Below are 24,499 nucleotides of genomic sequence, written 5' to 3' on the forward strand. Positions count from 1 at the left end.
TGAGATAAAAAACATTTACTCAATGTATGTGTCAGTTATTGTGTAAGTAAAATTTTGCGTTGCAGTTTGAAGAAGTCAGCTCCGGTCATATTGTTACTCTGTATGCTTTTTACAGGGAAAAGTTATTCTTATAATAACTTTTCTTTTATATATTACTCAAACCCCTTAAGCAATCTTGCAGGTAGCCAACTGCCCTCCTGGTTTTTCTTAAATTACAACTTCTTTCTGCCGATATACCTTCAAAGCGAATGGGAGCTTGAAGATAATCCTCTATTTCAGCGTGATACTGTTTCAACTTATCACTTTGCTACACCAACATATCTCAAAAAGCCTGATGTTCAAAGGACAAATTTTTACGACCATAAGTTTGGGTTAAACCAGCAAAATCAGCCTGATGGACTTAATGTCAGAAAATCAATGGATGAAATGGGAGAAAAATTTGTTTCTGTCGAGATGGTTGATTCAAATGAAGTCGGCATACCTTATGTGATGAATTTGGACGAATATACTAAAATCAGACAAAAGCAATTACAACAGCAAATCTGGGACTCCCTTCTAACAAGATATGACCTGACAATGGCTCTGTCTCAGGGAGACCTCGCAAGACTTATCGGCTCTGCGACGGGACTTACGATTCCAGTGCCACCAAATCCTGTTATGAGCATATTCGGTAAACCTGAAATCGGAATAAATGTCAATGGCGAAGTTAACCTTAGAATAGGTTGGAGATGGGATTCTCAGAATCTCGGTACTGTATCTCAGTTTGGACAGACGCAGTCAGCTCCTATTTTTCATCAGGATATCAGAGTAAATGTAAGTGGTAGAGTTGGCGATAAACTTAAACTGAATACTGACTGGAATACACGACGTACTTTCGATATGGACAATACCTTCAAAGTTGGATACGAAGGTTATGATGATGATATAATCAAACTTGTCGAAGTTGGTAATGTGAATTTGCCTCTGCCTACTACTCTTATCAGAGGCGGACAGACATTATTTGGTGTAAGAGCAGACTTTCAATTCGGACCTCTTTTCCTCAAAACATTGTTTTCGCAAAGACGGGGAGAAAGAAGGTTTGTTGATGTTCAGGGTGGTGCCAGCAAGCAGTATTTTTCATTGAGAGCTTATGATTTCGCAAGAAATCACTTCTTTTTGGATACAGCATATTTCAAAATTTATAATAAATATTTTGAAAATTCAAATCCTGTAATACCACCTGAAGCAGACCCTTACCGAATTAAAGAAATTGAAGTTTATGAGTCAACCAATGATGTTCGCGAAGGTGAAATTATCGCCGGTCGCTCAATAGCAATTGCTGACTTAGAGCCAATCAGAGCACTCGCAGGTGAAAAATATCCTGAACAGCTCCTTGAAACACCAATTCGTGCAGGTTTTGTTGAGCGTGGAAACTTTGCAAGAATGGATAGTTCAAAATACCGTTACGACCCTAATCTTGGTACAATTCACATACGTAATATGAGAGTTGACAGATATTATGCCGTCGCTTACCGAATTGAAGGTCCAACTTCAGCAAGAGAAGATGACTTGTGTTTCGGTAATCTTGCTTCAATTGCAGGTCCAAAAGATACATTAATATTAAAACTTATATATCGCCCAAATCTGCAACCCGGATTCAAGTCACTATGGGACAGGCAGATGAAGAATATTTTCGATATTAATTCCAGAAATATCAATGTAGCTGAGACAAATATCAATGTTTGGTATTTGAATAGAAACAACGACTCAACTGATGTTATAGAAGGAGCACCTGATAAACTTGTAACTATATTTCAGGTTGATCAGGTTAATAATGCAAGTGGCGCTCCACAACCAGACGGATTATTTGATTTGGTTCCACCATTCTTTGATGCAAATGAAGGTTTGATTACATTTCCAAATGTAAGACCATTTGATTCTGCACTTGTTAAATATTTCTCAAGACCGGAAATAGGCAATCCTGAACTTGCTTTTCAATATATGTTCAGTGCTCCATACGATACGACTTATGAAATTGCAAGACTTAATACAGCACGTGACAGATTCATCATCTCAGGTGAAGTATCAGGAAGAGCAAGTAACAGAATTCAGCTTGGTGGCTTCAATATTGCTCGCGGCTCAGTACGTGTTACTTTGGATGGTGTGGAATTAATCGAGAATCAGGATTATGTGATTGACTATTTCGCAGGAACCCTTACTTTGCGAAATCAAAGGGCAACTCTTCCTAATGCAAATTTGAAAGTAGAATATGAACAGCGTGATATTTTTAATATTGCTACCAAGACCCTCGCAGGTATAAGAGGTGATTTTATACTTCACAAAAGCCGAAATACTTTGGCAAATCTTGGTTTTACATTTATGCATTATGATCAGGCTGCTGTTATTGACCGTGTAAGACTTGGAGAAGAGCCAATGTCAAATTCAATCTTCGGTTTTGACGGTACACTTGATTTACAAGCTCCGTGGCTTACAAAAGCACTTGATTATTTACCGTTTTATGATACTAAAGCACCGTCTTCTCTTACTATGCGTGGTGAATGGGCTATGATTCTGCCTACACCGAATAAGAGAACCTCAGATATTGCTTCAGATAATAATGAACCGGTTGTTTATATTGATGACTTTGAAGGTGCCCAAAGATATATACCTCTTGGACTTAACGCAAGTCAGTGGTCTCACGCCTCACCTGCAGTTGATACTGATTATTGGGAACACGATACAATTGCAGTTAATTTCAAAGGCAGAATGTTCTGGTATCAGTATTTTATTCCAAGAGTTCCGATAAGAGAAGTATATCCTAATAATGAGACATATCAGGCTGGCAGAAACTTCCTTAATCCTTTGCATATAAATTTTGATCCAAATATCCGCGGTATTTATAATAAAAATCCTGAATACCTTGATGAAAATAATGAGGGCTACTTCAATCCTAATGACAGATTCTCTCAGAGAGATACAGTTAAGCCGCGTGTTTGGGGTGGTATGATGCGTCTGCTTTCTACATTTAATACAAATTTTGATAATGAGAACGTAGAATTTCTTGAGTTGATGATTAAAGTAAATGGTCGTGACCCGGGACAGACAAGGTTGTTTATTGACTTAGGTCAAATTAGTGAAGATGTCATTCCTAATCAAGTGAACGATACTGAAGACGGTATCACACCGGCAAGTCCAAGAGTAAACGGGATTATTGACCCGGGTGAAGATATCGGTATTGACGCTAAAGCTAATGACAGAGAGCGTGAAGACTATCCGTTCCCTATAAATCAGGAGCAGGATCCGGCACGTGACGACTACGCTTTTAATTTCCAAAAGGATGACAGGGACAGAACCCCTGATGACTTTGTTAAATATAATAATTATGAAGGTAATGCAACAGTTTCCGAACTTGGACAGTTTCCCGACCAGGAAGTTTTGAACCGAAATAACGGACAAGAAATTTCACTCGACAACTCATATTTTTCTTATGAAGTCAACCTATCTCAATATGACTTTGAAGCTGAACAGAATTCGCAAATCATAGGTGGTAATCCTGAAGCCGGATGGTTTTTGTACAGAATTCCAATCCGTAAACCAAATTCTTCAGTGGGTAATCCATTATTCTCAAATATCCAGTATGTAAGAGTAAGAGTTCAAGGTGGATTTTTAGATGCATCTATTGCTGACTGGCGACTTGTCGGTTCGCAGTGGCAAAGAGTCAGTAACCTTACTGAAACAGATGAAAAAGACAGTGTTTTATCTGTTGCTTTTGTAAATTTATGGGAAAACTCAGGACCTCCTGATTATTACACTATGCCTCCCGGTGTAGCCGCACCAAGATTACTTAATAATCCTGACCCTACTCGTGATGTCAGAATGAACGAACAGTCTATTGCTGTCGGTGTGAAAAACCTGAGATACGGTGAAGAAAGAATGTCAGTAAGATTTTTCAGACCAATGGACATATTTTTCTACAAAAAATTGAAATTCTTTATCCATGGTGATGGTTCGATGCCTGATGTTCTAATTCCGGGAGCAGTTCCGAAAGCCTATGCATTCATTCGATTTGGTATTGACTCATCTAATTATTATGAGTACCGCCGACCGCTTACACGTGGTTGGACTGATGTTGGTATAGACCTGATACAGCTTTCGTCAATCAAACAAATTCGTGATTCATTAGTATTGTATGACAGATTTGAGCAGCCTGTACCGGGTGATCCATATGCAACTTTCGTAGTTAAAGGAAATCCAATTTTAACTCGTGTGCAATTCTTCGGGTTAGGTATATCCAATCCGAATGAAAGATTTCCAAATGACCTTACTACAACTATGTGGGTTGATGAACTAAGACTTCTTAGTCCCGAACAAAGTGCTGATTGGTCGGGTATTGGCTCTATGAATCTAGTTCTTGCTGATTTGGGTACAATTCATGCTAATTTTCAGCAAAAATTGCCAAACTTCCATCAGCTTGAGGAGAGATTCGGTGACCGTGCCCATACTCTGAACTGGAATGTAACAATGACAGGAAATCTCGAAAAATTTGCTCCAAAAAGCTTTAATCAGATGCGAATACCAATAACATATACTCACTCAGAAATCGTTCAGACACCGGAATTTGTTGCTAATAATGATATAAACTTGAATGAAGCTGCTACTGCCGCTTATAACAAAGCTATTGCCGATGGAAAAACTCCCGGTGAAGCTCAGGCGGCAAGAGATAATGTCATTAACCGTTCTCAAACAATGCAGGTTACTGACAGTTGGGCTATAACCGGTTTCAAATTAGGTATTCCTGTGAAACATTGGCTGATATCTGAGACTTTTAATAAGGTTACTGTTGGTTATTCCTATAATCAGCAGTACGAAAGAACACCAATCTACGAGGAAAGATTTAACTGGCAGTGGCGACTTAATTTGCAGCATAATCTGAATATCCCTGAGTTGCTAGTTGTTAAACCACTGACATGGCTTGCGGGAGTGCCATTTTTTGGTGCATATAGTGAGTGGAAAATAAATTTCCTTCCGGCAATGTTTAATACAAATATTACAATGAATCGCCGCAGGCAAACTGAGCAATCACGTTTTCTTGATTTCCCAAGCCCGATTATACGCGATTTTTCGGCAAACAGATTATATAGTTTCAGCTGGAAATTAACTGAAGGAGGTTTTCTGAATCCTGTAATTGATTACTCGGTAAATACAAACAGCACATTGGTAAATCATGAATTTGATGAATTTGGAAATCAGCGTACCGGAAGTGAAATATTCAATCAAATGATGTTTAGAGACGGACAGTTGATAGACTTTGGTATAAATAATATGCACACTCAGGTAGTAACTATTAATCTCAGACCAATGCTACCCAATGTATTTAGTATAAATAAGTATTTTGATATAACAGGACTTTTCAATACTACGTATAACTGGACTGACCCGCTTCAGTCGAATCCTGAAATTAGGGATATTGTTAAAAATGCGAGTTTTAACAATTCAATCAGGTTCAGCTTAGGATTCAGATTGAAATCATTAGGTGAAGAATGGTTCGGAATTCAGCAGGCACCCAAGGCACCACCGGGTTTGAGAACAAACAGACCTCCGGACACAACCAAAAAAGCAGGACCCACAATCTCAATGCCTTTGCTGATATTGAAAACAATATTCTTTGACTGGGAAAAAGTTGACTTTGTATTCAATCAACAAAATTCATCAACAAATCCCGGTGTGTTCGGTGGTACAGGTATGCATAATTTCTGGGTCAACGGTATGACATTCCGAGAAAGTCAAATGTCGCAAGGACCGAGTTGGGCATATCAGATGGGTTTGATTGAGCATCCGCATGGAGGATTTAACCTTCTTCCTTCAGCAAGTTTTCCTTTTATCAGAGCCGAGACCTATCCCGGACTCAGACCTGCAAATGCACGATTGCAGGATAATTTCAGACAAACTACAAACCTTGAAATAAAGACTTCCAGGCCACTCTGGGAGGGTGCGAGAATTGATTTAAACTGGAAGACTGAAGTTGGATTTAACAAAAATCAAACCGTTGTTACTGATGAGTTTGGTAATCCTTCCTTTACAAACATTATTTCAGTTGAATCATTTAACAGAACTTTCCATACATTTCCTACTATTTTCGGTCTTAACGTATTCAATAATAGTATAGAGAATGTAATCCGTTTATATGAGCAGGAAAAAGTATTCATTGATCAGGCATGGGAAGCAGGCATTATAAATGATGTTGAGAGAAATCAAAGATATCAGGAAGCACTTAATAATTCATTTTATGAAGGATTGGAAGCATTTTCATTATCGAAGGGCGGAGCAGGAAAATTCCTGCCGGCTGTAAATTGGTCTATCAGATGGGAAGGACTTGAAAAATTTGCCCTTTGGAAAAACTTGATTACACGAATGTCTGTTGACCATCAGTACGTATCTACATATCAGGAGAATGCACAAATAACTGATAACGGGCGTGCCGTCCTTACTCAAACTGTTCAGTACGGCTTCCAGCCATTTATAGGTGTAAATGTTGCGTTTGATGAAGATATGCTTGATGGTATTCTTACAGCTACTCTCAGATGGTCGAATACAAAATCATACAATATTAATAATGCCGCCCGTGCAAGTGTAAATTCTCAGCTTACAAATGAAATTACAGCTCAGGCAAGCTATACTATGCGTGGATTCGAGTTCCCAATTTTTGGTATAAATCTCAAAAATGACCTTGAATACAGTTTCCTTCTTACATACAAGCGCAACAAACGTCACACATTTGATATAACAAGACCCTCTGATACTTATGCAGGTGATAACAGCGAAGGTGAAACTCTTGACGGAAATACTCAGATTATTGTCGAGCCAAGAGCAAGATATTCTCTTAGCAGCAGACTGACAGCATCATTTTTTGTCAGATATGAAGGTACTTTTACAGAAGGTGCAGCTCAGCCGGGTTTCCATACAACTCAAGTTGGATTTGATTTAAGAATCTCAATCGCCGGCGGCAGATAGTTTTTTCATAACTTTAGCTTTTTAAATCTATCCAACAGATAATCTGCCGGAGGGCAGAGATTCATCTTTGCTTCATCGTCTGTTCGTCCGGCATGGTCAGCTCTTGTCAGCAAAACTAAGTCAGGAATATAAATATTTTCATTTAATTTTCGAATTGCTTTATCCGAAACTTTCCCTTCGCTTTTGTAAAATTGCATCGGTACTAAGTGATATCTCACATAAGCCGATACCTTATTAATTATATTTGTATCATTCACTCCAATTTTGGTCAATAATGATTTAGCCGGAATTATTCCATACTGGTCGTGCATAACTGACCTGATTCTGCTGTTTAGATAATCGTTCGTGTATGGTTTACCCAAATCGTGACATAAAGCCGCGAGCATATATGATGTTTTTTCATCATTAGTTTTAAAAAAATGACGATATTTTGCGGCTTCATCTATAACAATCATAGTGTGAGTCCATACATCTCCCTCCGGATGCCAGATTGGGTCGTGAATACAGCCAATTAATAAGTTCAACTCAGTCAGATATCCAATTTGGTTTTCTGCCCTGATTTGTGCAAATATTTCTGATGGATTGTCTGAATTGTTAAGACAATTTATAATTTCGTTTAAAAGTTTCATAAAAAAAGTGCAAAATTAAAAAAATCTTAACGATATTAACAAAATAAATTTTAAATTAGTAGTTTGTTTATGTGTAATTTTAAATGTAGTTTTTTAATTTAAATTATTATTATTGATTATGATATTTTTTGAGTACAATTTCAGAATTATTGAAAAAAAATAAATAAATTATGAAAAATATTTAACTTTTTGTATTGTGTTAGAAAATTATTTTGTATATTAGTTTTGAAATTTTTTAAAATTTCAGAAAACTTTTTTCAAAATGTTTATTATCATTTAAAAATAGTTAAATTACTTAAATTGAAATTAAAATTATTTAGAAATTAAAAATATGTATAGTTTAGGAGACAGATATTATGTCTAAAGGTGGAGCCGGTAAAGTTTATTTCGTGCTGTATCTTGCAGTGGTTCTTGAGCTTCTCATCATCATTGTAGAGCGTGATGAAGCCGAAGAGCATTTGCACAAGAAAACCAAAGAAGCGATGCGAATCGTTGAAAGTATTCTATCTCAACTTCAGTCCGGTGCTGGTACAGAAGGTATAAATACCAGACCTCAGGATGAAATTACTATTCCACCTCCGGGCGTGAATATTAAAGACGTATTGGGTAGCGATATCAAATCCAGCCGCGAGTACATTATTGAAGTTGGTGTAACAGATGTCAGTACTTCTATGAAGAAGCGTGAGTTTGAAACAGAGAAAGAATATGTCACAAGAATCAAGAAGCTGGTTGAGCTTGCAAACGTAGAGCAGATTCAGTATCAGGTGTTTTTCAGCAAAGACCAGAATCCTGTCAATGCACCTCCTTTCCCGAGCGAAGAGTATCTGCTTGAACAAAGAATGGATTTAAGCTCTCTCGAACCCGGAGCAAGTGTTTCAGGTGATGTTCCTGATGTATCATGGGAGTTTTTAGGTTTACAGGAGTTAAATATTGATAAGGATGCTACTTTTAATAATATCAACTTGTCTGATGTCAATATAATGCAGATATCACCGGTTTATCCTGATGCAATTAAGAAAAAAGTCGGTCCGGTGTTCAATCCTAAAGATGTGCCTGAAGATAGTTCATTTTACTATTCAGGTGATGAGACATACAAGAATATGAGCACTACTTCGGAAATTCTGAAACGCTCTTTTGTTGTTAATTTCCAGCCTCCGTCTCAAGCCGGTTGGTACAAATTAAGATTTGCATCAAAGACAAACAGAATCCTTGGTGTTAAAGCAGGCCAGAAAGCTGAAGATATAAGCGATGATGCTACAGTTAATATTGGTACTGTCCAGCTTAAAGTTTATGACCTCAAAAAAGTCAAGAAGGAACTCACTTCCAGGCTTGACAAATATGAACTTCCTACTTTGGAGGAATTGTCTGAAAACGGCGATATCCTTGCTTTTGATAAAAAACTTGCTGAATCCAAACTAAAAGCTGCAAGCGAAGAAAAAGCCGAAGAAGTAATTGGTAATATAAATCTGTATGGTTATATTGTTAAGCTTCTCGCTCCCGGTATGTCCACTAATTTTGACCAAAACCGTGGTGCTATTGAGTTTAACATTCGTGTTGTTACTCCAAAACCAAATGTTGCTCAGCCAATTGCGACAACTCCAGACTATGTTCCAACATTTGATAAAGTGGCAGCTGTATTTGAATGTCAGATAAGTCCTTATCAACCGGGACAAAATACTATCGAAGGTGTGGTTATGGATGCCGGTGGCAACAGAGTTGCATCAATAAACTTTGTAGCTCTTGATGAGATTGCAGGATTAAATTTTGCTAAACCGGTTGCCAATGAAATGCGTATGTATCGTGCTTCAGTTGACAAAGTTCTGCCAGTTGGCAAATATGAATATTCCGTTACTCACCGACTATCAGGAAGAGCAAGCACACCTACAACAAATGTGCTTGAAGTATTTAAATCATCTCTTACTGAGCAAAGTGAAAATACTGTAAAGAGTAATGTTCCTCTTTATGCATACTATGGTTACCCGCTTTCATTCTCTGCTGAGCCTTCATCAGGTGGTAAGATTAAGCCGAATGAATTCAGAATTTATGTAACAACAGATAATGACAACCAAAGAGCACCTATTCAAGGTCTTGCTGTTACAAGTCAAAATGGAATTACATTTACTCCTGAATCAAAACAGCTTAATGTTAGAATCGTTTGGAATCAACCATATACTAATAACGAAGTTGAACTTTTTGCTTTAAGTACGAAAATTAAGCAGGAAGAACCGATAATCAGAACTAATCAGGTACGCTATTCATTCAGCGGCACTTCTGCTAAATTCAAAGTCTTAGCTACCGGTATATCAGTTGGTAAACCACTTACCGGAATTGAAGGCAGAGATGCGACAATTAATTTGAGCATTCAGGGACAACCCGAAAAACTTGACGGTTTAACTAATTACGATTTCTCGACAGAAGCAATTCTCGAAGGCGATGCCGAGTCCGGTTATACCCTTGAGTTTGAAATGCAGGGTAAATTAGAACCGGGACAAAGTAAAATTCGCGGTACAGTTTCGATTCCGATTGTTGGTTCAGCAGTCAATCCTGTAAATGGTGTTCGCTCAGATGTGAGTCGCTCAGTTCTTTCTATTCCGATTGAATACGAGCCGGATCGTGGCGGACCAAGAAGACAAGGCAGATAATAAATAGTTAAATAAATTTGTAAAATTTTGAGAGAAAAAGTTAAGTTATATCTTAATTAAGGGCTATAAAATGATAAATAAAATATCAAAGTTAGTTTTATGTTTGACTCTTTTAAGTGTAATATTGCCTGCCGGATTACAATCTCAGGGTGATGAGTCATTCAGACTTAAACTTGAAAGCATTCTTTACAGTTATAAAAACTACCGTTTTTCAATGGTTTCTGTTTATAAACTGAAAGATATTAGGGACGTATCAAAACTTATAAGAGAAAAAGATGCAGCAGAAATGGGTGGTGAAGCCGCAGCAGTTGATGCATCAGCAACTCAGGGTGTTGATGCGGCTACTCTTCAGCTTATACAAAGAGGTGCTCAAGCTGGTGACCCTTTGATAACTGTTCAGAGAACTTTGGCATCACGTGGTATAGCAATACCTACAAATGTTGAAGACATTTACAATTTTTATGCTCCTAAAATTGGAGACACCAGAAGAGTAAGAAATGTATATGTTGTTACAACACGTAAGGCACCCGATGCAATTATGCCTCATAACCTTATCGCTATGATAGTTGATTATGAAGACGCAGCAACAATGAAAAAGCAATTGGATAATTCAAGTCCAAAGAATATTTATACATATCCTGAACTCAAAGAGTTTGCTCTAAACCCTGTAGAATACAGATCTGATAATATGTATGATTTGCTTACGAATGCATTTATGCAGGGTCAGGTTGAAGACAGAACCTTAGAAGCACAAGGTTTTGGTACATTGATTGAGTGGTACACACCAAAAGCCGGTGTAACTAAATCAATCCTCAACAAAGAAGGAACTGTAAGCGCTTTTGATATTCAACTCTTCAAGAGAATTTCAGAAGGTCAGTCTATGGATATCAAAGACAAATTTAATGAAGTCATTGTAAGTCCTGATTTAATCAGCTGGAGAAGATATGATTATCCTCAGCTTGTTTACAGTGATGGTTTTGCCGATACATTAGACCGTACAACCAACATGGGTCTGCCGCTTTATGGTCTTGAACTGAAATATGGTGCTGAAGCAATCAACTACCCATCATTCTGGAGTGAAAGACTAACTTTAAGTGCTGTATGGCAGGGCGTCAAACTTGGTTTGGTACTTCCAACTAACGGATGGTCATCACTTTCGGAAGATGTTTACAATATTGACAGAAAGTTGACTCATGCAGGCGTCGGTATAGCAGGCGAAGCAGATTTTCCGATTGCTGTTATTCCAAAGAGTGGTGTATTCAATGCAAATTTTGCATACATACTTGGTGATGCAGTTGAAGGTCCTGTAAAACGTAATCTTAATCCTGACTCATATCTTACAGACTTCCAGGATAATGACCACTTAATAAGATATAATGCTCAACTTCACTATACTTTTGGAGTTGCTATAGATGATAACTATCTTCTGCGTTTTGGTCTCGGCGGTACAGTTTATGGTGTTGAACGCTGGTACAATAATAATGTGGAAGATCCTGACACCAGAAGAAACACAATCAAATACGAAAGACTAAGCGATGAAACTGTGGGCGGAATTTCTGGCAGAATTGACTTTATGGCAAGAAATGTAGCTACGCCGTTTGGTGTTACAGCCCAGTATTTCGATGAAGGACTTTTTGCTAATATTTGGCTTCAGGTTCCATTAATCGAAAATACACTTGCGCTAAGATTAGATGCAAAAGGATATTTCAAAGCATTTGCTAATCAACCGAGAGCTTGGGAAAATAACAGTGTGTTTATTCCTATGGCAAGATTTATCGTTAATTTCTAATTTATTTAATTTGTGAAGTTGAAAATATTAAAAAGATAAGTTATGAAGAAATATTTAATTATAATTGTTTTAGCTATTGTTTATCTCGGTGTTTATACTCCGAACCTGAAATCACAAGTGATTGACCGAGAGGGAATCATTGATTCATTAACAACAATAGACCCGGAAATTGTATCATATTTCCCACGTTGGAAAATTTGTGAGCCCGACTTAATGACTCAAATTTATGCCGCCTTTGTTTACAAAGGTTATCCTAAGAGCAATTTGAGCCGTGAGGATATTGAAGTTTTGGCAGCACCAAAAGAATACCCTGCAGATCCCTTTGAAATTTTGATGTTGAAATGCGGTAGGGAAAGTATGAATTCAGTTGAAATTCAATCAACCATGAGTTCACTTTTAATAGGTTTTCTTTCAGGCGAATTGCAGTATCAAGGTCTGGACAAGGGATTTCAGCATCCTGATAACCGCATAAAAAGGGATTACTGCTTTAGTGAAGTGCCACGCGAGATCCCTGTTACACCGTCACAAGCTGATATCATTGTAAGCTATATTGAGCGTCCGACTAATGTTGACCACTCTTTCTCCTTGTCACTCTTTGAGCAGAACTTGAAAGTTGGTGAAACAGGTTTCTGGATTCGCTCGATTATGGGTACAGATCAGGTTGGTCTGCCTTTCTGGACAGCAGGTGAATCTAAGATTCTCCTCCAAAGGCCACTATATATCAATCAGGACCCTAATACAAGAAAAGGTATTCCTTACTTGATTAATGCTTATTTAGGTGGCGGTTACAGAATTCAGACCGGTTTATCGAATGAAAATACGTTACTCAGTTGGATACCTGAAAGAGTTCTGAATACCGGTCCCGGTGGAAAGATTATTTTCGGTACTGATGTGCATGCATGGTTCCATCCGGAAGCAGGACTTTCATTAAATCTGGAATTGCCTTTGCAATCTCTTACAACCGAGACTATTGATATCAATACTTATGGAAGGATAATTCCATCTGAAAGAATTGAGTTCGACCCGAATGACCCTAGAAATTATCCAATTGATTTTGTTGCTCCTATTCTTAGGTCAACCGGTCAGATTACAGGTTTCTACCATTTGTGGCTTGACAAGAAAAACCCTGAAAATTATTTCAGATTTGACCTTGGTATAAGCTATAGTGAAGTTGTTGAAGCAGCAGGTTACCAGGAACCGACCGAAACAGGTGATATTACTAATATCACTACATCTGGTGTACGTGGTCTTAAAATGTACAAACCTGAAGAATTTACTGAATGGTTATATTTCAAAGTTGACTACCGCAGTCAGGCAGCGTTTCCGTTTGGTGCGAGTGTTCAGATATCAAATCAGATTTTCCTTGGAAGACTTTATCTTCCGTTATTTGGCAACTGGTTATATCTTGAAGGTAAATACTCTACACCTCTCAGAGATGCAAGACCTTACGAAATAAAGAATTTCTTTATGATTTCACCGGTAATTCGACTTACTATTTAATTAATGTGAATGAATTAAAAATCCCCTCGGCAATATGATTTGTTCAAGGGGATTTTTTCTAATTTTGGTAATCAGAAAGATTACTTTTTTTAGAAATAAAGAGGATAAAATATAAATGTTGAAATTAATGTTAAGTTTTGGGATTATACTGACGGTTTTACTCCAAACTGTTAACATTGCATTTTCTCAAGACGAATTATTAAATTCCAATCAGTTGGATACTCTTCAAAAGGCGAAAGATATTCTAAAGGATGCAAAAGTAGAGTCTTCAAAAAGGGAAATAGAAATTACTGTTCGCAGTGTTGATATATCTAATTTTCCAATGATTAAGATTATGATAGAAGCCTATAATAAACTCGGCAATCCACTTGATTCTTTAAATTCAGATAATTTATTTGTATTTGAAAATGGTATAGAAAAGAAAGTTTTAAGTGTTGAAAAAATACCTGCAGCCGAAAATGTTCCTGTTGACTTCGTATTTCTGATAGATATTACCGGCTCTATGCAGCCTCAGATTAACTCAGTTAAATCAAATATTTCAAATTTTACTCAAAGTTTGATGAAACGAGGCATTGATTATAGAATAGGTTTGATATTATTTACTGATGATATTGAAAAAGTATACAATCCGACTGCAAATGTACTTGATTTTCTTGCATGGATTAATCCCGTTAGGGCTAAAGGTGGTGGCGACGAAAAAGAGAATGCTCTTGAAGCTATTGAAGCAGCATGCAAGCAGATTAAATGGCGCAAGGAAGCCAATAGAGTTGCTGTTCTTATCACAGATGCACCTTATCACCAAAAGGGTGAGGATGGTCATGGCGTTACCGACCAGACTACTGAATCATCAATCGAATTGATGCAACAGCATGATTTAAGGCTTTTTTCTATAGTGCCACCAAAACTGACAAGTTATAAATTGATGGCAAGTAAAACCCGGGGTACTTTCTATGATATAGATTATCCATTTTCAACTATTTTGGATAATTTTTCAAATCAACTAACAAACCTTTTCAATTTAATCTATAAATCTGATGAGGAAACTGTACCTGATTCCATAGAAATTGCTTTGTTTTCTACTGAAAAACGTCAACTTGTTAAAAAGACTATTCCCATAGTTGAACTTGGAAGAAAACTTATTATTGAGAATTTACTTTTCCAGACTGCAAGTGCTAATCTTCCCGGCGCTGTCAGAGAGCTTGATATCTTAGCAGACTTTATGCAGGCTAAACCAAATATCGAAATTATGATTGAAGGTCATACTGACGCAATTGGTTCGCATGAGGTTAATGATGCTCTTTCAATACGACGGGCGGAAAGTGTCAAGGCATATCTGGTAAAGTATGGAATTGAAGCAAGACGTGTATCCACAACTGGTTTCGGAAAGAGAAAGCCTTTGGCTTCGAATAATAATGAATTTGGTCGTAGACTAAACAGAAGAACTGAGATTATAATAGTTGCAAAGTAAATTGCTTATGCATAATCTCAAAAATTTAAAAATGTCCGACATTTATTAAGTGCCGGACATTTTACTTATTATCAATTTGATAATGACATAATATATTAATACTTTTGTGCTTCCATTGCTGTAATAGCTATCATATCTATAATTTGGTCAACTTCATCATCGCGTTGAAGTATGTTAATTGGCTTATTCATGCCAAGTAGTATTGGTCCAACAACTCCGGATCCACCAACTCTGTTGAGCAATTTGTAAGCGATATTACCTGAACTTAGATTTGGGAAAATAAGAACATTTGCACCTCCCTTCAAGTTGCTGAAAGGAAATGTGCGCTCTATGATTTCCGGCACTACAGCTGTATCTGCCTGCATTTCTCCATCAACCATCAGTTCAGGTGATTTTTCTTTAATTATTTTTAATGCCTGGCGAAGTTTGTCCGGTATTTCACCTTTTGCTGAACCAAAATTACTATAAGATAGTAATGCTACTTTTGGTTCGATATCAAAATAATTAGCAAATTTAGCTGTTTGAAGTGTAATATCTGCAAGTTCCTCACCTGTTGGGTCTATATTTACCGTAGTATCAGCTAGGAAAAACATTTTGTTTTTACTTTTAACAAGATATAATCCTGAAACAACTTTGTACTCAGAGCTTCTTCCTACTACTTCAAGTGATGGGCGCAGAGCATCAGGATAATGTTGAGTAACACCTGTAACCATACCATCAGCATCACCGGAACGAACCATCATAGAGCCGAAATAATTTCTGCTGCCGAGAATTTTAGTTTCAGATTCGGTTTTTATAAAACCTTTTCTTTGTCTTAAAATATAAAAATCATGAACATATTTATCAGTATTGCTATAAGTTTTAGGGTCAATAATTTCAATATTTGAAATATCGTAAGCGTGCTTATCAGCAACAGATTTAATCATATTAAAATCACCAAGTAGTATTGGCTGAGCAATATTCATCTCTTTTGCAAGAGTAGCAGCTTTTATTATTTTTGGATTATCGCCTTCAGGAAGAACAATTTTTTTAGGACTTTTCTTCGCTTTTTGATATACTCTGTACATAAATTCATAAGCTCTGCCCATTCTTATATCAAGCTCTGAGCGATATTTGTCAAAATCATCAATTTGAGTACGTGCAACACCACTATCCATAGCAGCTTTAGCTACGGCAGGAGCTACACGAGTCAAAACTCTCGGGTCGAAAGGCTTAGGAATGATGTACTCCCTTCCGAAGCTCATTTTATCTACGTTATAAATACGCATCACGCTTTCAGGTACTTCTTCTTTTGCCAAATCAGCTAATGCATAAGCGGCTGCTTTCTTCATTTCTTCATTAATTGCAGTTGCATGTACATCCAAAGCACCCCTGAAAATAAATGGAAAACCAAGTACATTGTTTACTTGATTAGGATAATCTGAGCGTCCTGTTGCCATAATCACATCATTTCGAGTTGCAACAGCAATATCATATCTAATTTCAGGGTCAGGGTTTGCCATTGCAAATACTACAGGGTCATTATTCATACTTTTAAGCATTTCGGGAGTAACGCAATCAGCCTGAGAAAGACCTATAAACACATCGGCTCCTCTCATAGCATCTTCAAGTGTTCGACAATCGGTTTCAACAGCAAATTCTTCTTTGTAATGATTCATTCCAGCTGTCCTGCCTTTATAAATTACTCCTTTTGAATCGCACATCAGAACATTATTACGATTTACCCCGAGGCTTATATGGAATTTAGCACAAGCAATACCCGAAGCTCCGGCACCATTGACAACTACTTTGACTTCATCAATTTTCTTCCCTGTTATTTCGCAGGCATTCAGCAGTGCGGCTCCGCTTATTATTGCTGTACCGTGCTGATCATCATGAAATACGGGAATATCCAACTTTTTCTTTAGTGCTTCTTCAATCTCAAAGCATTCAGGTCCCTTGATGTCTTCAAGATTGATTCCACCAAAAGTAGGTGAAATTAACTCGACTGTGCGAATTATTTCATCAATACTCTTGGATTCTATTTCAATATCGAAAACATCAATGTCTGCAAAAATTTTGAATAATAGTCCTTTACCCTCCATTACAGGTTTTCCGCCTAATGCACCGAGATCGCCAAGACCGAGAACGGCTGTACCATTTGATACAACAGCTACAAGATTACCTTTTGCTGTATATTTGAAAACATTCTCAGGATTTTCGAAAATTTCCCTGCAGGGCTCAGCAACTCCGGGAGAATATGCAAGTGATAAGTCTCTTTGTGTTGCGGTCGGTTTTGTAGGAATAACTTCAATTTTGCCTTTTCGCCCCATGCTGTGATACTCAAGGGCATCTTCACGACTGATTTTCATTACAAACCTCAAAAATCTTTGTTATAAATTGCAGTTTATTATATATGCAATCTAATGATTTTTTTCTTAATTTACTACAAAAAAAGGAAATATTTTAAAATTATTTGCTTTTATTTTTTGTTATCAAATTCTTACGCTGAAATGTTTGTTTAACAGAAATTTTACGGAACACTATAATATTTGTAATAACTATGTGTTTTATTTTTGAATTTGAGCAAAAACAACAAATATGATACAAAATAATTATTTCACTTTTTTATAATTATAATTATACTTAATTTTGCGTTGCTTCTCCGAGCAATATTGCCTAAAGTTGTTTCAAGGGTAATATTGCCGATGGGTTGAGCTGGAAACGGCTCCGCCTCCCGAATGTGTATTGAATTGGAAAGGAGAAGGCAATTAAGGAAAGATGTTAAAAAAACATCTCTATTACGTTATTGAATATAACGTTAATATGGCAATCTTTAAAGCCTTTTCCAAATTATATTTAGGAAAGGTTTTTTTTATGAAATTTGTTGAAAATAATCTTAGCAAAACCGATATTTACCGCTCCGCTGTTTTTGGAGTGGTATGGGGAATAATTGAGATTACAGCCGGCAATGCACTTCATTTGGCAAAAATACCTTTTCGGGGATTCTTACTATCATTTATTGCCGCTATAATTTTGGTTACAGCAAAAGGAATAATTCAATACAAGGGGTCTTTAATTGTTATAGGCATCATCTGTGCAACGCTGAAAACAGCTACAACGGGCGCATTTTTAATCAATCCTATAGCGGCAATTTTATTAGAAAGTTTTGTTGCTGAACTTATTTTTTTGTTTTTAAGAATTACACCATTTAGCAGTATTGTTGCAGGGAGTGCTGTCCTGCTCTATACATTTCTGCACTCACTTGCAGCTCAACTGTTTTTCTTCGGCGTTGATATTATCACTTTCTATGACAAAACTTTTTCTACTCTTTTCAGTAATATTGAATCTCATGATTTCAGTATAGCTATTGTAGTATTGAGCATTTATGGTATTCTTCATATTTTTGTGGGCGGCATCGTCGGTTTGACAGGATACAGATTTTCCAAACGCACTTTGAAGCATATCGAACAGTTGCAAAATGGATAAATTAGCCGCAAAATATCGAATAATCAATCAAATGTACAAAAAGGCGTTTATTATTCCGCTAATATTGATTGTTTGTACTTTTATTCTGCCATTCAATTATAATCTTTTTTTATTCAGCTTCTATATAATTTTCCTTACAATATCAAGTCCTTTTGCTTTCAAACGTTTAAACAGCTATTTTTTGTGGGTATTTCTATTATTGACAATAGTTTTTTATCCTATGACTGAGTCTGAAAATAGTTTGAAAATATTTGGTGCAATTAATTATAATCTTGATTTGATGAAATCAAGTATAAGTATGGTAATGCGGGCAATTATGATTTTGACAGCACTATCATTATTGAATAATGCCAATCGAAATAACGATATAAATATTCTATGGAGAAAAGTTGGTATTGATAATTACGAAGAGATTAAAACTGAAGTTGACGCTCTTGTACCAGTCATAAAAGGTCGGGCAAAAAATGTTTATAAGGAATTAAAATCAGGAAAAAAAGAAAGCTTTATTGACTTGATTTCAAGGAATTTAGCTGAACTATTAATTAATCCTAATCAAAAATCCAAGGAGCAAGGTAATGACTAAAACTCTACTCGCTTTAATTATAATGCTTTTTTGCTTAAATTTAAATACTGCTTTTTCAAAAGACAGCGTAAAAGTTTTTTACACAGGCGAGCTTGTTGTTTTGCCAGCTGACGAGCCGCTGAATCTTACAAGCCGCATAAGTGAAATATCAATCAGTGAAATTACTGCTGATAGATTTCTGACAGTTGACAATGTTCTGCAATTTTCGCAAGGTATAATTTTCCAGAAGAATACCCGAAATGAAGCTTTTATACGACTTAGGGGCTATGACCAGAGGCAGATTGGTATTTTTTTCGATGGTGTTCCAATCAGCAGTCCTTATGATGGGGCTTTGGATTTGAGCATTTTCTCTCTAAGTAATGTTTCTAAAATCAATATTTCCCGAAATATGCCTTCTATGTATTATGGCTCTAACAGCATTGGCGGAACGATTAACATTGTAACTGATAATATATATAAATCAAATTCGGTTTATGGAAATGTTCAGGTTGGTGAAATTAGCGATTCTTATCAATTGGGATTTGATTATAATTTATCGAAATTTTCATTTCAGGTAAATGCAAATTATATATCCAATAATAATTTCCGTTGCGCTGATCCTGATGATATGTTCTCAACACAAGTTGTGCCAAATAGTAAAAGTAATATGCTGAATACCTACGCAAAAGTAGGATTTGTCGCATCTGATAATTCTATTTTTTCACTTTCATATCTTTTGGGCAGGGCTGATAAGCAAATTCCTGTAAATCAGCTTACTACCAGACCACGCTACTGGCAGATGCCTGAAATTAACCGTGATATTGTGAATTTCACTCATTATTATAAGCTAAGTGAGGCATTCACTGTACGTGGAAATGTTTATTATGAAAAGAGTTATAATCTGTTAAAATCTTTTGATGACAGTACATTTTCCTCGCAGAATGCACGCAGTTCGTTTAGCTCAATTTATGATGACTATAAATTCGGCGGAAATTTAATTACTGAAATCAATACAGGACTTGCAGATTTGACAAAATTATCAATAAATTATCAGCTTGATAATCACAGGGCGCAGGCAAATACCGGACTGGACTGGACAGAATACGAAACAAGTATGATGACACTCGCAGCAGAGCAGAATTTCAGTTATGATAAATTCACTGCACTTGCCGGTTTGAGCTATGATATGCTCGTGCCTCATAATGCAAATGGTAATGAATTACGTGAAAATGCAAATAACCTAAACTATCACTTGGGGACATCATACCGCTTTGATGAAATCAACATTTTTGCTAATATTTCGATGAAAAGCCGCTTCCCGACTCAAAAAGAATTCTACTCCGAAATTTCGGGTACAGCTCTTCAAAATCCGAACTTAAAAGCCGAAACAGGGCAGAATGTCGAGTTGGGATTTACATATTATCCCGAGAAGATTCAGGATATATCATTTTCCGGAAGTATTTATCATAATAATGTTTCCAACTTAATCGAAGTAGTTTTTCTACCAGATAATTTCCGCCAATTCCAGAATTTTGGAAAAGCAGTATTCACTGGTGCAGAAATTAAAACTGATTACCGTAAAGAAAATTATTTTTTATCTCTCGGATATAGCTATTTGAGTGCTGAAAATCTAAGTGATAATGCCGAAGCCAAAACTATGGTAAACAGACCAATGCACACTTTAATATTTTCCGGCTCTGTAAGTATATTTAAATATTACAACATATATCTTGATGGACTGTATTATCTGGAGCAATATACAAATAATCCTGATACACGTAAAATCGAAAAGCTAGATGATTATATTCTGCTTAATCTCTCGCTTGACAGAAATTTCAAATACCATTCATTTTATTTTGTTTTTAATAATTTACTTAATCAGTTTTACTATACAGAGTGGGGGCTTCCGCAACAGGGCTTCAGCTTTCAGGCAGGTGTTCGTCTAAACGTAAGATGAGAATAATAATCATAACAGGTAATAAATCAGCCGGCAAGACTACGCTTGTCGGCTCTTTGATTTCGCGTGCAGAGCAATCGAATTTGAATTTCGATGGAATAATATCACGAGCAGTTTTTGATTTCAAAGGGGAGAAAACGGGCTTTGAATCTGTCAGATTATCGGATAAAAAAACTGAATTACTTTGTCATAGCGGACTTGTTGCTAAAACTTCCACATTCAAATATGGTTTCAGTGCTCAGGCGTTTTCATTAGGCGAGTCATTTACAGGTGATAATTTCCCTGAGACATTTTTTCTTGATGAAGTCGGAATTCTTGAAGCAGACAATCAGGGCTGGTCTGAATTACTAAGAAGATTACTGAAATCAAATGTAAAGGTTCTTGTTCTGAGTTTGAGGTTAAGTGTACTGGATAAAATAATTGAATTATATCAATTTCATAATTCAATAGTTTATAAAATTGATTCTGAAAATGAAATTGCAAAGCTGACTGATGAAATATCAGCTCAAATTTCTATTGATTAGTTCGGTATCGGCATAGTCCTTTTTCAGGTGATTGCTGTTCATTACTTATAATCTTGAAAGTATAACCTTTCGGAGAATCAGAAATTGTTAAAGATCAAACACCCACCTACAATTAAAGCACTTAGCGGGTAATTTAAGGGCTTTGATGACCGGATGTAATAAAGAATTCATTTGCTGTAAAACACTTGAATAATTTACTCCAATTTTATAAAATTATACGGCACAGGTGATATGCCAATACCATACATTTCAAACAATCCGCGAACAAAATCTTTAGATTCTGTACTAATTCAACTTTGAATTACAAAAATAATAACACTAAGCTACTGATTATCTGTATAAGATTCAAAAGAATAATCCAGCGAAAACTCTAATTTTTAATCCAATCCTTGAAAAATCAAAAAAATGATCATTGAGATAATAATGATTATAATTACCAAAAAGAGTAAATGTTAACATGTCAATATACTCAGGAATAGCTGCTGTACCGTTCATGTCTTTTGCACTTACAGGATATAGCATAAACCTTTCCTTAAAAAAAGAATAGTCTATCTCAATACTGTTTTCTAATGCATTATATCCTTGTGAAAAAAATAATGTTCTGTAGTTTGAATTTAGCTTAATCTTCAGATTTCTTGTTTGATATCTAATGTTTGGTCCAATTTCAAAGTCTAAACCATTAAATGCAGTATTCATATTTAGGTTTGCAGGAATATTTGAATTGTTAAATTCCAAAGTGCTATAACCTGTTTTAAAATATAATCCAAAAATTAATATATTTTCGAAATTTCTGATTAAATCCTTACCATAACCAAAGCCTATTTTAAACCATTGATAATTCTTGTCATACAGCACATCTCTTCTCAAATTTATTAAATCATAAAAGGAATAAAATATGTAAGAATTATGAAAATATGAGTATTCTTTACGGGTTGTCTCAAAAAATGACTCCTCAAATTGAATTAAATTAAAATTAAATGAATTAACATTATTGCCATGATTTAATCCTAATCTGAGTACGTCAACATTCCTAAAAAATGCAATGTTATTCTGTGACAATACTTTTCTATGTCCCGAAAATCCGATATCAAAAGAGTAAATAGTACTTTCAGAATTGATGTTATTATCAATATTATATTCAGCAAAAAAATTACTTTTGAAAATGAATAGTAAATCACTTGATTAAGCGGGATATTGAATTAATAAAAGTAATAGTAATAATTTTATTATTACTTTTCTATTATTTACTTTTTTAATATAATTAAAGCATTTAGAAATATCAACCTCAATATTAGTATTATTATTACAAAATATCAAGCAACTATTTCGAACAAATTGCTCTAAGCCATTGTAATATTAATTATTTAAAGTATAACCTCAATTTAAGCATAAACCTTTTGTGGATTTTCGGGCATTATTGAAATTGAATAACCGTAATCCATTAAAATATCAATTTCAAGTTCAGAACAAAAATGAGTCATTTCAATTTCACGGTCTTCATCCATATCTGCTATTATATTAATCCAAATATGCTCAGGATCATCAGGTGATACTCCCAAATTCTTAAAAACAATTTCAGGATATACTGCTTTAACTTTTGCAAATAATTCTTCTATAAGTTGTTCTTGCTTTAGATTTAGCCTCATTATATTACCTCTAAGATTATTTCAACAATTTCTTTTGCATTATTTAATTGTTCCTTTGCTTCTTTTTTACCAACCCCTGATTTGTAATCCGCAATATTCCTTTTCCTTTGCAATTCTCCTAAATATCCTTTGAATTTAGACGATATAATTTTTCATCTATTGAAATAATTTTCAGTAAATATCGAATGAACAGGTTTATGCTCTATCTTTGGTTCAATACCAATAGATAATATTGCTGAGATAGCCGCATGGAAAGCGGCATAATAAGCCCTATTTGCAGATGCATTGAAAAATTCTTGCTCAAACAAGACTTCCGCGGCTCTAATATTTTCCAATGCTCTATTTCTAAAGGATTCTTTCATATCTTCTTATACATATAATGATTTTATCAAAAAAACGTAATAAGCCACGCATACAAATATTTTAAAACATTTTTTTTTCTAACTTACACTAACAACTTCCTTTTCAAAAGGTTTTGTAATTAACCTTATGCGAATTAATTCAATTAGTATTATACATCAATCTCTTCGTTTGCAAATCTTATACTTGTTAAAGGAAGAGATTCAAGGAATAAATCATTAAAATCAATTTTGCTTTTTGCAGATAAAATTTCAAAACCGACTAAATTGCCTTGTATATCAAAATCGGCAATGAGCCCATCGGATATTTCAGCAGATTCAATGCTTGATTTATCACTTAATATCATATAAAAAGTATCAGTATCTTCCAAATATTTCAATTTCATAATTTTATTTTCCTTTCTTTTCGAAGTCTCTGTCAAAAAATGCCGTTAAAATTGTTTCGTTATCTTTTTCTAATATGACACGCAAGTACTTGTTATATTTTTCTATATATGCCCAATATCTTACTCTTCCATCATCCTGTACTTCACGTTTTACATAATTATTCACGGCGAATTCACATAATTCCAAACTAAGATAGTCTCTTAACTTGGATGAATATTCATTATAATGCTTTGAAAACTTCATTTTATTGTGAAAATTATTCATTTCTAAATTGTTCAATTTTCAACCTGCAAAATAATTCCAAATTTTTAAATAAAAAAATAATTATTGAAAAATATTACTTGCTTTGAATTATTTTATGTATGCAGAGAAAATGATGGGAAAATAAGTAAATGATGCTACTGACAAAATTAATATCGCCCCGTTTCCGGAGCGTGCCTTCCTGCCGTTCTACTGACTAAAATTTGCGATTTTCAAGACAGAACGAAAGTAAGCCACGCTTACAAATATACTAAATAAACAATTCTATTTACATGATAATTAATCCATAAAATTCAAAATTCAATTCAAGTAACAAC

The 24,499-nt window shown here is 35.4% G+C and carries 16 protein-coding genes and 1 riboswitch; of the genes, 9 read left to right on the forward strand and 7 right to left on the reverse strand.

Annotated features, from left to right (window positions below; translation table 11 throughout):
- Window positions 1–66 precede the first annotated feature (66 nt).
- The gene (gene sprA / locus KF896_16125) at window positions 67–6,990 is read left to right on the forward strand and encodes a cell surface protein SprA (GenBank protein MBX3045241.1); all 6,924 of its coding nucleotides are present in this window, start codon (window positions 67–69) and stop codon (window positions 6,988–6,990) included.
- Between the two features lie 5 nt (window positions 6,991–6,995).
- Here the strand turns inward: sprA and KF896_16130 are convergent, their stop codons facing one another.
- On the reverse strand, window positions 6,996–7,619 hold the full coding sequence (locus KF896_16130) for an HD domain-containing protein (GenBank protein MBX3045242.1): 624 nt from the start codon (window positions 7,617–7,619) through the stop codon (window positions 6,996–6,998).
- Window positions 7,620–7,975: 356 nt separating this feature from the next.
- Here KF896_16130 and KF896_16135 point away from each other — a divergent pair, with 356 nt between their 5' ends.
- The 4 genes from KF896_16135 to KF896_16150 all read left to right on the forward strand — a co-directional run bounded on the left by KF896_16135 (window position 7,976) and on the right by KF896_16150 (window position 15,018).
- On the forward strand, window positions 7,976–10,261 hold the full coding sequence (locus KF896_16135) for a hypothetical protein (protein MBX3045243.1): 2,286 nt from the start codon (window positions 7,976–7,978) through the stop codon (window positions 10,259–10,261).
- Between the two features lie 70 nt (window positions 10,262–10,331).
- Window positions 10,332–12,050 carry a hypothetical protein gene (locus KF896_16140; protein MBX3045244.1) on the forward strand — a complete coding sequence of 573 codons (1,719 nt, stop codon included), beginning with the start codon at window positions 10,332–10,334 and terminating at the stop codon, window positions 12,048–12,050.
- A gap of 42 nt (window positions 12,051–12,092) precedes the next feature.
- Complete coding sequence (locus KF896_16145; GenBank protein ID MBX3045245.1) at window positions 12,093–13,550, forward strand: hypothetical protein; 1,458 nt, start codon at window positions 12,093–12,095, stop codon at window positions 13,548–13,550.
- A 115-nt stretch (window positions 13,551–13,665) separates the two neighbouring features.
- A complete protein-coding gene (locus KF896_16150) occupies window positions 13,666–15,018 on the forward strand; it encodes an OmpA family protein (GenBank protein ID MBX3045246.1) in 1,353 nt (450 codons plus the stop codon).
- A 95-nt stretch (window positions 15,019–15,113) separates the two neighbouring features.
- Here KF896_16150 and KF896_16155 read toward each other — a convergent pair whose 3' ends face one another.
- Window positions 15,114–17,369, reverse strand: a complete 2,256-nt coding sequence (locus KF896_16155; GenBank protein MBX3045247.1) for an NADP-dependent malic enzyme — start codon at window positions 17,367–17,369, stop codon at window positions 15,114–15,116.
- 279 nt (window positions 17,370–17,648) lie between these two features.
- Window positions 17,649–17,777: riboswitch (molybdenum cofactor riboswitch) on the forward strand.
- A 97-nt stretch (window positions 17,778–17,874) separates the two neighbouring features.
- Between KF896_16155 and KF896_16160 the strand changes: the two genes are divergently transcribed.
- From KF896_16160 to KF896_16175, 4 genes are read left to right on the forward strand one after another with little or no spacing between them, the layout of a single operon-like run.
- The gene (locus KF896_16160; protein ID MBX3045248.1) at window positions 17,875–18,486 is read left to right on the forward strand and encodes a hypothetical protein; all 612 of its coding nucleotides are present in this window, start codon (window positions 17,875–17,877) and stop codon (window positions 18,484–18,486) included.
- A complete protein-coding gene (locus tag KF896_16165) occupies window positions 18,479–19,069 on the forward strand; it encodes a hypothetical protein (GenBank protein MBX3045249.1) in 591 nt (196 codons plus the stop codon). The genes KF896_16160 and KF896_16165 overlap by 8 nt, the downstream gene beginning before the upstream one ends.
- Window positions 19,062–21,005: a TonB-dependent receptor gene (locus tag KF896_16170; protein ID MBX3045250.1), complete on the forward strand. Its 1,944-nt coding sequence runs from the start codon at window positions 19,062–19,064 to the stop codon at window positions 21,003–21,005. Before KF896_16165 ends, KF896_16170 begins: the two co-directional genes overlap by 8 nt.
- Window positions 21,002–21,529 carry a hypothetical protein gene (locus KF896_16175; protein ID MBX3045251.1) on the forward strand — a complete coding sequence of 176 codons (528 nt, stop codon included), beginning with the start codon at window positions 21,002–21,004 and terminating at the stop codon, window positions 21,527–21,529. Before KF896_16170 ends, KF896_16175 begins: the two co-directional genes overlap by 4 nt.
- Before the next feature lie 345 nt (window positions 21,530–21,874).
- On the opposite strand, the gene KF896_16180 is transcribed toward KF896_16175, so the two are convergent.
- The 5 genes from KF896_16180 to KF896_16200 all read right to left on the reverse strand — a co-directional run bounded on the left by KF896_16180 (window position 21,875) and on the right by KF896_16200 (window position 24,107).
- Window positions 21,875–22,588 carry a hypothetical protein gene (locus tag KF896_16180; protein MBX3045252.1) on the reverse strand — a complete coding sequence of 238 codons (714 nt, stop codon included), beginning with the start codon at window positions 22,586–22,588 and terminating at the stop codon, window positions 21,875–21,877.
- Between the two features lie 323 nt (window positions 22,589–22,911).
- Window positions 22,912–23,175 carry a hypothetical protein gene (locus KF896_16185; GenBank protein ID MBX3045253.1) on the reverse strand — a complete coding sequence of 88 codons (264 nt, stop codon included), beginning with the start codon at window positions 23,173–23,175 and terminating at the stop codon, window positions 22,912–22,914.
- Window positions 23,176–23,327: 152 nt separating this feature from the next.
- Complete coding sequence (locus KF896_16190) at window positions 23,328–23,537, reverse strand: HEPN domain-containing protein (protein ID MBX3045254.1); 210 nt, start codon at window positions 23,535–23,537, stop codon at window positions 23,328–23,330.
- A gap of 149 nt (window positions 23,538–23,686) precedes the next feature.
- Complete coding sequence (locus KF896_16195) at window positions 23,687–23,920, reverse strand: DUF2283 domain-containing protein (protein ID MBX3045255.1); 234 nt, start codon at window positions 23,918–23,920, stop codon at window positions 23,687–23,689.
- Window positions 23,921–23,924: 4 nt separating this feature from the next.
- The gene (locus KF896_16200) at window positions 23,925–24,107 is read right to left on the reverse strand and encodes a hypothetical protein (GenBank protein ID MBX3045256.1); all 183 of its coding nucleotides are present in this window, start codon (window positions 24,105–24,107) and stop codon (window positions 23,925–23,927) included.
- Window positions 24,108–24,499: the final 392 nt, after the last annotated feature.

This window comes from Ignavibacteriota bacterium (assembly GCA_019637995.1).
In the GTDB taxonomy this organism is placed as follows: Bacteria; Bacteroidota; Ignavibacteria; order Kapaibacteriales; family UBA2268; genus JANJTB01.